General features: G+C 58.8%; 8 protein-coding genes. 1 reads left to right on the forward strand and 7 read right to left on the reverse strand.

Annotated elements, in window-relative coordinates; genetic code table 11:
- Positions 1 to 108: IS3 family transposase (locus H0V34_07500; protein MBA2491545.1), on the forward strand; the 108-nt coding region annotated here is incomplete at its 5' end.
- Positions 109 to 192: 84 nt separating this feature from the next.
- On the opposite strand, the gene H0V34_07505 is transcribed toward H0V34_07500, so the two are convergent.
- The 7 genes from H0V34_07505 to H0V34_07535 form a co-directional block, all read right to left on the reverse strand.
- On the reverse strand, positions 193 to 2,223 hold the full coding sequence (locus H0V34_07505; protein ID MBA2491546.1) for an RHS repeat protein: 2,031 nt from the start codon (positions 2,221 to 2,223) through the stop codon (positions 193 to 195).
- Between the two features lie 20 nt (positions 2,224 to 2,243).
- A complete protein-coding gene (locus tag H0V34_07510; protein MBA2491547.1) occupies positions 2,244 to 2,675 on the reverse strand; it encodes a VCBS repeat-containing protein in 432 nt (143 codons plus the stop codon).
- 58 nt (positions 2,676 to 2,733) lie between these two features.
- Positions 2,734 to 3,564 (reverse strand): hypothetical protein, encoded by an 831-nt coding sequence (locus H0V34_07515; GenBank protein MBA2491548.1) that lies wholly within the window; start codon positions 3,562 to 3,564, stop codon positions 2,734 to 2,736.
- A 232-nt stretch (positions 3,565 to 3,796) separates the two neighbouring features.
- A complete protein-coding gene (tilS, locus tag H0V34_07520) occupies positions 3,797 to 5,005 on the reverse strand; it encodes a tRNA lysidine(34) synthetase TilS (protein MBA2491549.1) in 1,209 nt (402 codons plus the stop codon).
- Positions 5,006 to 5,248: 243 nt separating this feature from the next.
- Positions 5,249 to 5,800, reverse strand: coding sequence for a Uma2 family endonuclease (locus H0V34_07525; protein MBA2491550.1), 552 nt, complete (start codon positions 5,798 to 5,800; stop codon positions 5,249 to 5,251).
- A gap of 76 nt (positions 5,801 to 5,876) precedes the next feature.
- Positions 5,877 to 6,833 (reverse strand): acetyl-CoA carboxylase carboxyl transferase subunit alpha, encoded by a 957-nt coding sequence (gene accA, locus H0V34_07530; GenBank protein ID MBA2491551.1) that lies wholly within the window; start codon positions 6,831 to 6,833, stop codon positions 5,877 to 5,879.
- Positions 6,834 to 7,029: 196 nt separating this feature from the next.
- Positions 7,030 to 7,228, reverse strand: a 199-nt coding sequence (locus H0V34_07535) for a hypothetical protein (GenBank protein MBA2491552.1), incomplete at its 5' end; no start/stop codon positions are given.

A 7,228-nucleotide genomic window follows, 5' to 3' on the forward strand; every position in this document is an offset into this window, starting at 1 on the left:
CAAGACATCTTTGAATGGATCGAAGTGTTTTACAATCGGCAACGTCGTCACTCCACGCTTGGCTACCGTTCACCGGCTGAGTTCGAGGCAATGACAAAAGTTGCTTAAGCCGGTGTCTACAGAAACGTGGGAAGTTCATTCAGTCTCAAAATCTGCTCGCTAAAGATATCGAATTCCTCAGCGGAGAAATTTTTACCGCGACCGCGAATCTTGATATCTTTTTATCCCGGCACGAAGCCTATCCAATTCCATAATCCTGTAAATATCAGCGACCATTTCCGATGTGGAATCATAGTTAGGATCAAATCCTAAAAGGCACATTCGACCAGCAGTAACCATACTACCAGTCACCTGAATCTCATTCTCTTGCATGACATGCTCAGCCACAGTACACCTCATAACTTGGGTCTGTAAAGGTGATAATTGCCTAAAACTCTGCCAAGGCACATTGCGCACCGAGAAGCTGGAGGGGTAGTTCATGAGGACGACCCGGCCGTCACCGTCGTAAGTAACCGAACTGGTGTAAGCAACGCCACCGATGGTCGTGGTGGTGGTCCTGGGACGGCTCAAGCCGTCGTAGGTGTAGCCGCGCGCGAAGCCGTTCGTTGAGGTTTCTTTCGCCAGCTTGCCCTTGCCGTTGAGGGCAAGGTCGTATTCCCAGGTGCTGATGTCCGCGCCTTCGGTGCGGCGGGTCATGCGCCCGAGCTTGTCGTATACGAAGCTGCTGACCTGCAGTCTGGCGTCTTTCTGCTCGATCAGCTCACCCAGCACGTTGTACTTGTACGTCCACACGCCCATGTCGGGATCATTCGTCGTCACCTTGTGGCCGCGGATGTTGTAGGTGTTGACGATTTCATTGAGCTCGGAATCCGTCACTTTGGTGAGATTGCCGACCGGGTCGTACTCGTAGCGCGTGTCGTGCAGATAATGATCTACCATGATGACGGTCTGGCCCAGCGCGTTGCTGGTTTCCACCGTCTGCTGGTTTTTCGGATTCCTGAGCGTCGTCTTGAAGCCGTCGTAGTCCGAGGTGTTGCTGCCTAAGGTGCCGGGCAGGTTTTCTGCGGTGACCCGGCCTACTCCGTCATAGCTATAGTCTGTCCACAACGCGGGCGTGCCAGTGGTTAAGTACGGCCGCGAGACTCTCGTCACCTGGCCTTTGGCGTTATACACCGTCTGCACGGTGGTTGCGGCGCCGAAGCCGCCTTTCTGGACGGCAACCACGCGGTTCAGTGAATCGTAATACTCAACTACCGTTGGTGCGCCGCTGGTCGCGATCGTTTTCCGGAAAAGGGCGGTTTTTATGTCCGTGACCCACGGGCAAAGCGTGGCTGAACACCAGTCATAAGTAATACCGGTGCTCGTACCGCTCGCGCGCAGCTCGTTGGCCTGGCGCCCCAGCACATCGTAAATCCAATGGGTGGTCAAACCATTCGGGCCGATCAGCTCCGTGATGCCGCCGTGATGGCGATCGTAGGTATGGGTTTCGATATGACCCACGGCGTTGGTGACGCGAAACAGGTAGCGGCCAAGGCCGTTGTATTGTGTGGCTGTAGTGCGCGGCGTGATCGGCTCGCCAGAGATCGTGGAGACGGTGGTGGCATCGATGTTGCCGTAGTCGTCGCGCCCATACGTGGTAATCAATTCATACACGGTACCGGGCTGCACGGTTTCCTTCCACAACAGATCGGTCTGTGGGTAATAGACAAAACTGGACGTACGGGTGCGGGCGCCGGCAGCGTTCTCGTGTGTGGCGGTGCTGGTGCGCAGTCTGCCCAGACGCCAGATGTCAGGATCGTTGCCGAACTGATTGAGCGTGGTGGTAGTATGACTCGCCCCACCGCCCGTGACCTGCACACTGATGTTTCGGACGTTGCCGTAACTATCCAGCAGGCTGTTATTGGTGATGGTGTCAGCGAGCAGCAGGTCCGTGTCGGGATCGAAAGTCCGTTGCGTAGCGGCCTTCAGGTACGGATAGACACTGGCGCCCGTGGGGACGATATTGTCATATTCGTTTATCACTGAGCGTACACGAATGTCATTACTGACCAGGCGCGTAACGGCAGTGTTGACCAGGCCGGTAAAAGGATAATCCTGACGATAAGACGTCACGGTCGTCAGTCCACCGGTAACATCGGTAACCGTCTGTGTACCGAAGCCCAAGAATCCGCGACCGGCGAAATCGATTCTGGCATTCGCATAGTTGTGGGTATACTCCCGCATGACGCTGGCGCCTTCAGCGTTCACGAGACCATTGTTCCGGCGGCAGCTGGAGACGACATACAGCGAAGCTTCGATGCCGCGCGCATCGGGGAAGTCGGGATTAAGTCGTTCGTCGGGGCCGAGATTATAAACCGAGCTATCGGTAAGCGGCTTGTAGTCAATCGTAATGCGATCGTCGAATCGCTCACCACCGGCATTGATGGCGGTAATGTGGCTCGAATTGCCAGGCCGATGAAACAGAAAGTGCCATACGGTCCGTAGTCCAGCGCTACGTCTACCAACCCGTCGCTATCGAAGTCGCCGACCCGCGGACTGTTGTTATACCCGTCAGCGCCGAGGATCGTAGGAAAGTCATCCAAACCGCCGCCGAAGGGTCTTGCACGGAGCACATACCACTTGCCCGCGATAGGCGCATACAGGTCCTGACGGCCATCGGCATTGAAATCCAGCACCAGTGCGTCGTTAAGGCTGCCTGCGTCGGAACCCGTGCCGATGGTCGTGAGCGTTAAATCACCGAAGACACCGCCGCGATTTAGTCGGACGGCGAACCGTGTCCGCGACCCGATTCAGTGCCCACGCACCAGCGGCGACGTGGTTCTCGGCATGGATGTTGGAATTCTCGCTCCGGCCAGACTCCATGATCTCGCCAGACTTTGTCCGAACCTCAAACCATTCTGGCCCTCCGCCTTGCAGGCCAAAAGCCTTAATCCTGCTGAAAGTATCGATTTCGGTGCGGTATCCGGACCCGGCTTCGCCGTAAGCGCCCGTGCCTGGCACGACGTTCAGTCGTTTACCGTCCAGGCAGAATCGGTCCGTGCTCGTAAAGGTAAGGCCCGTTAACACGTTATCCTGAGCGTAGGTCTTTGGGCAGCGGGTGATTGCGGAAAGTCCCGAGATCGACCAGCCGACGCCGAGCAACCCGTTGCCGCCCTGGCTACTGTAGGTCAGCGCAAGCTGGGGTTGCGTGCCGGCAGTGCCCGGCGGAATCTCGATGGGTATGCTGTAAGTGGCGGCGCCGGCGGGCGTGACTTCAAATGCGCCGGGTGTGGCGCCGATCAGCGTGTTGGCGTACGCGACGCCGGCTTGGGTTTCAGTCGAGTCGGATTCGGCGGCTTGCGTGCTGAAGGCGGGCTCGGCAGTAATGACGGTGGTCGCTTGCGGAGACGTTCCGACCAGCCGCCCGTGTTGATCGTAATACGCGATCAGGTCGCCGAAGATTTTGTAATTGACGGCGCCGGCATCCAGCGCTTCCTGTGGACAAGCACCGGGTGTGCATAATTCGAGCGTGTTGAGTTCCGATGGATCGATCTCGGTGTCGACACCCGGATCGTCCCAGCTCAATACTGGCAGATTATCCGGTGTAACAAGTACATTCGGTGTGTGTGTGCGACAAACGACTCATCGGCGGCGTAGACTGAAACAACCGGCGCGGTCGCCAGACAGGAAATCACAAAAAGCAGCGCGCGGATTTTATACTTCAGCACGTGCTTTTGCCTCACGGACTAGAGTTTCAACATGCCGGCCGGAGTGCGGGCACGGAAGTGCTTGATGGATGAAAAGGACTGGCGATGAACTATGCGCAAGCCCATAAGCCGACTACGGCGACCAAACGTTCCCCGACATAAACCAGCGGAATCCGGTCTCGCTCCCAGGGCGGTACGCCGGCTTCCTGAAATAGTATCTTGAGATCGTGATGATGAAGGGGTCCGTGCGGGCGGCAGCGTTCGCCGCCGCGCCGGAATCGGACCGATACATCCGAGCGTGCCGCTCCATCGGCGATCCACAGTGATTCGAATAGCGAAGGTTCGAGCGCGACATTCAAATGCGGAACTTGCAGCGGTTCGCGCGCATCCCAGGGCAGCACCAGGTTCGGATCGTGCGCGGCCAGCGGCGGCATCGCGTAAAGGTCGTCGCGATAGCGCCGCACTTGAACGCCGCGCCATGCGATCAGAGGTGCGCGATCTCCGCTCGCGTTAACGGCGTCGGTCAGCACGTGTTCGAGCTGCGTTTGCGTCGGCAGGGGCAATCTCAGCCCAATCAGCCAGTGTCGGATGGCGTTGCGCTGGCGTACTTGCGAAAACATGCGCAGGGAGTTAACGGACAGGGTGCCAGCGCGGCTGCCCGCGAGTCCCGCCAGATCCTGATGCGCCAGTTCGCCGAGTAACGTCGAGGCGTCGGCCTGCAAGGCCGATGCGCGCGCAAGCGTGCGTGCGTGCGCCGGCCAGCGCCTGCTTAAGGTCGGAAATATTTCGTGGCGGATGAAATTACGGTCGAAATCCATGCTGCGGTTGCCGGGATCGTCGATCCAGCGCAAACCTCTGGCCACAGCGTAAGCGGTCAGTTCAGCGCGCGTGAAACCCAGCAACGGCCGCGCGTGCCAGCCTTCACCAATGCCGGTGAACTCCGGCATCGCCGCAAGACCCGCCGGACCCGCGCCGCGCAAAAGCTGCAACAACAAAGTTTCCGCCTGATCGTCCTGCTGGTGCGCTGTCAGCAGACACGTGCCAGCTTCCAGCAACGTTCGCAACGCGCGATACCGCGCTGCTCGCGCCGCCGCTTCCGGGCTTTCACCGCGCTTTGCGCTGGCGTCGACGCGAACCATTCTGAACCGTATACCGACCCGCGCACACACGGTCTCGCAATGTTCCGCCCAGGCGTCCGCTTCCGGATGCAGTGCATGATGAACATGTACCGCGTGCAATGCGCGCTTTACTTCGTTCTCAATCTCCGTCAGCGCATACAGCAATACGGTGGAATCCAGCCCGCCGCTAAACCCGATCAGGAAACGATCAACTCTGGGCAGCGCAGCCAGCCGGACGCGTAATGCTGCGGGCGTGAACGTCACTGTCGTATCGCGCCGATTACCCGCCGCCCGCGCTCCGCAGCGGGTTCGGCACGGCGCGTTGAGAACGCATAGCGGCGGCTCGCGTATTAATCCTCACAATGAGTACCGAAACGAATCTGGAAAACCCGGCAATCACCGCCCGCGGCGAGCCGCCACAAGTAATAAGAGACAACCTGGCGTTCAGACCCAAACGTCTTCGTAGACCTGTTCGATCGGAATCTCCAGTCCCACCGAAGTTAGCCGTACCTGATCTGTTTCGGTGCACGTTTCGAGCTCCCAGGCCTCATTGGCGCGGCGATAAATCCGCACTTCCATTTTGTCCTGCGCGACCAGCAGATATTCCTGCAGACTCTCCAGCGACTGATACGCAATGCGTTTTTCCAGCGCGTCGCGCGCTTCGGTCGAGGGTGAGATCACTTCGATAATGATCAACGGTCGCTCGCAGTAATACTCGTGTCCATCCGATGGGTCGCAAGCCACCATGACATCGGGATAATAGAAAGCTTCCGCCACGCGCGCCTTCACGTCGGATGCGAAAACCTGACAAGGGTTTCCGCGCAAGTGGCCGTGCAAGGCGGTGTAAAAACCTCCTGCAATCAGATTATGTGCCTTGCTCGCGCCGACCATTGCGTAAACATGGCCCGCCACATATTCGTGCCTGATATCGCTGTACTGCTCCCCATCCAGATATTCCTGCGGCGTTATCCGCACAATTTTTTCCAGGGTGGACATGAATGCTTCCTCACACTAGTAATGCGGCGATGTCCGAACCATTGCCGCATAGCAACCGCAGCACCGAATCGCGACACTAACCCTTGAACTGACCGTAACTCATCAGCCGCTGGTAACGGCGTTCCAGCAACGAGTCGATATTTTCACTTTGCGCGCGGTTAAGACTCGCACGCAAAGCGCGCTTGAGCCGGTGACACGCCATCTCGACATTGCGGTGCGCGCCGCCCAGCGGTTCTTCGACAATCTCGTCAATCAGCTTCAGTTGTTTCAGTCGCGGTGCGGTGATGCCCATAGCCGCGGCGGCGTCGGCGGCGCGATCAGAGCTGCGCCACAGGATCGACGCGCAGCCTTCCGGCGAAATCACCGAATATGTGCTGTATTCAAGCATCATCAGATGATCGCCGACACCCACCGCCAGCGCGCCGCCCGAGCCGCCTTCGCCGATTACCGTGCAGATAATCGGGGCTTTTAGCGCCGACATGGCCTGCAGATTGCGCGCGATGGCCTCGCTCTGCCCGCGCTCCTCGGCGCCCACGCCCGGATACGCGCCCGGTGTGTCGATAAACGTCAGCACCGGGAGGCCGAAGCGCTCGGCCATACGCATCAGTCGTAACGCCTTCCGATAGCCTTCCGGCCGCGGCATACCGAAGTTGCGGCGAATTTTCTCGCGCGTGTCGCGCCCTTTTTGATGACCGATGACCATCACCGGCTGACCTTCGAAGCGGCCCACGCCGCCGACCATCGCGGCGTCGTCGGCGAACGCGCGGTCACCGTGCAGTTCCTCGAAGTCGGTGAGCAGACTCGCGATGTAGTCAAGCGTATACGGTCTTCGTGGATGGCGCGCCAGTTGCGAAATCTGCCAGGGCGTGAGGCTGGCGAAGGTCGATACTGTCAAGGCCCGGCATTTGTCCTCCAGGCGCTTGATTTCGTCGTTAAGGTTGACGTCGGCGTCGGTTCCAACGTAGCGCAATTCCTCGATCTTGACCTCGAGTTCGGCGATCGGTTGTTCAAAATCGAGGAATTCGGGCTTCATTGATCGGGATTCATTAATAACGGGAACTTTGCTATCGGGAGTTTGATTTTGAGTTCTGGCCGCGTCGGTCAACGAGACACGCGGCGGTTTGCCGCGCATTTTGCCATATCCTCAGCCGTTTCGCAGATATTGACGCCATTTTCGACACATTTAGTCAAGCGTGGGCCGACCGCGGCGCGCGGTGGCCGCGCTTGTGTCAGGCGTAAACCACGTCGACCCTGTCGATGCCCTCAAGTCCGCGCAGCCGCGCCAGCAGAGCGTCGTCGGGATGGATCCGCCAGGCGTCGCCCAGCGCGAGCGTGGCGGCAGCCCGGCCATTGATATACGCCACCTGCAGCGGACACGGGCCGTCGCGGTACGGTGTCAGGGCGTCACGCAGTTCACCGATCAGGGAC

The organism is Gammaproteobacteria bacterium (assembly GCA_013696315.1).
Classification (GTDB): Bacteria; Pseudomonadota; Gammaproteobacteria; order JACCYU01; family JACCYU01; genus JACCYU01.

Excerpts from the sequence above, each read along its gene's own strand:
- accA (MBA2491551.1), bottom strand. The coding sequence starts at position 6,833 with ATGAAGCCCGAATTCCTCGATTTTGAACAACCGATCGCCGAACTCGAG.
- H0V34_07505 (MBA2491546.1), bottom strand. The coding sequence starts at position 2,223 with ATGCGGGAGTATACCCACAACTATGCGAATGCCAGAATCGATTTCGCC.
- H0V34_07525 (MBA2491550.1), bottom strand. The coding sequence starts at position 5,800 with ATGTCCACCCTGGAAAAAATTGTGCGGATAACGCCGCAGGAATATCTG.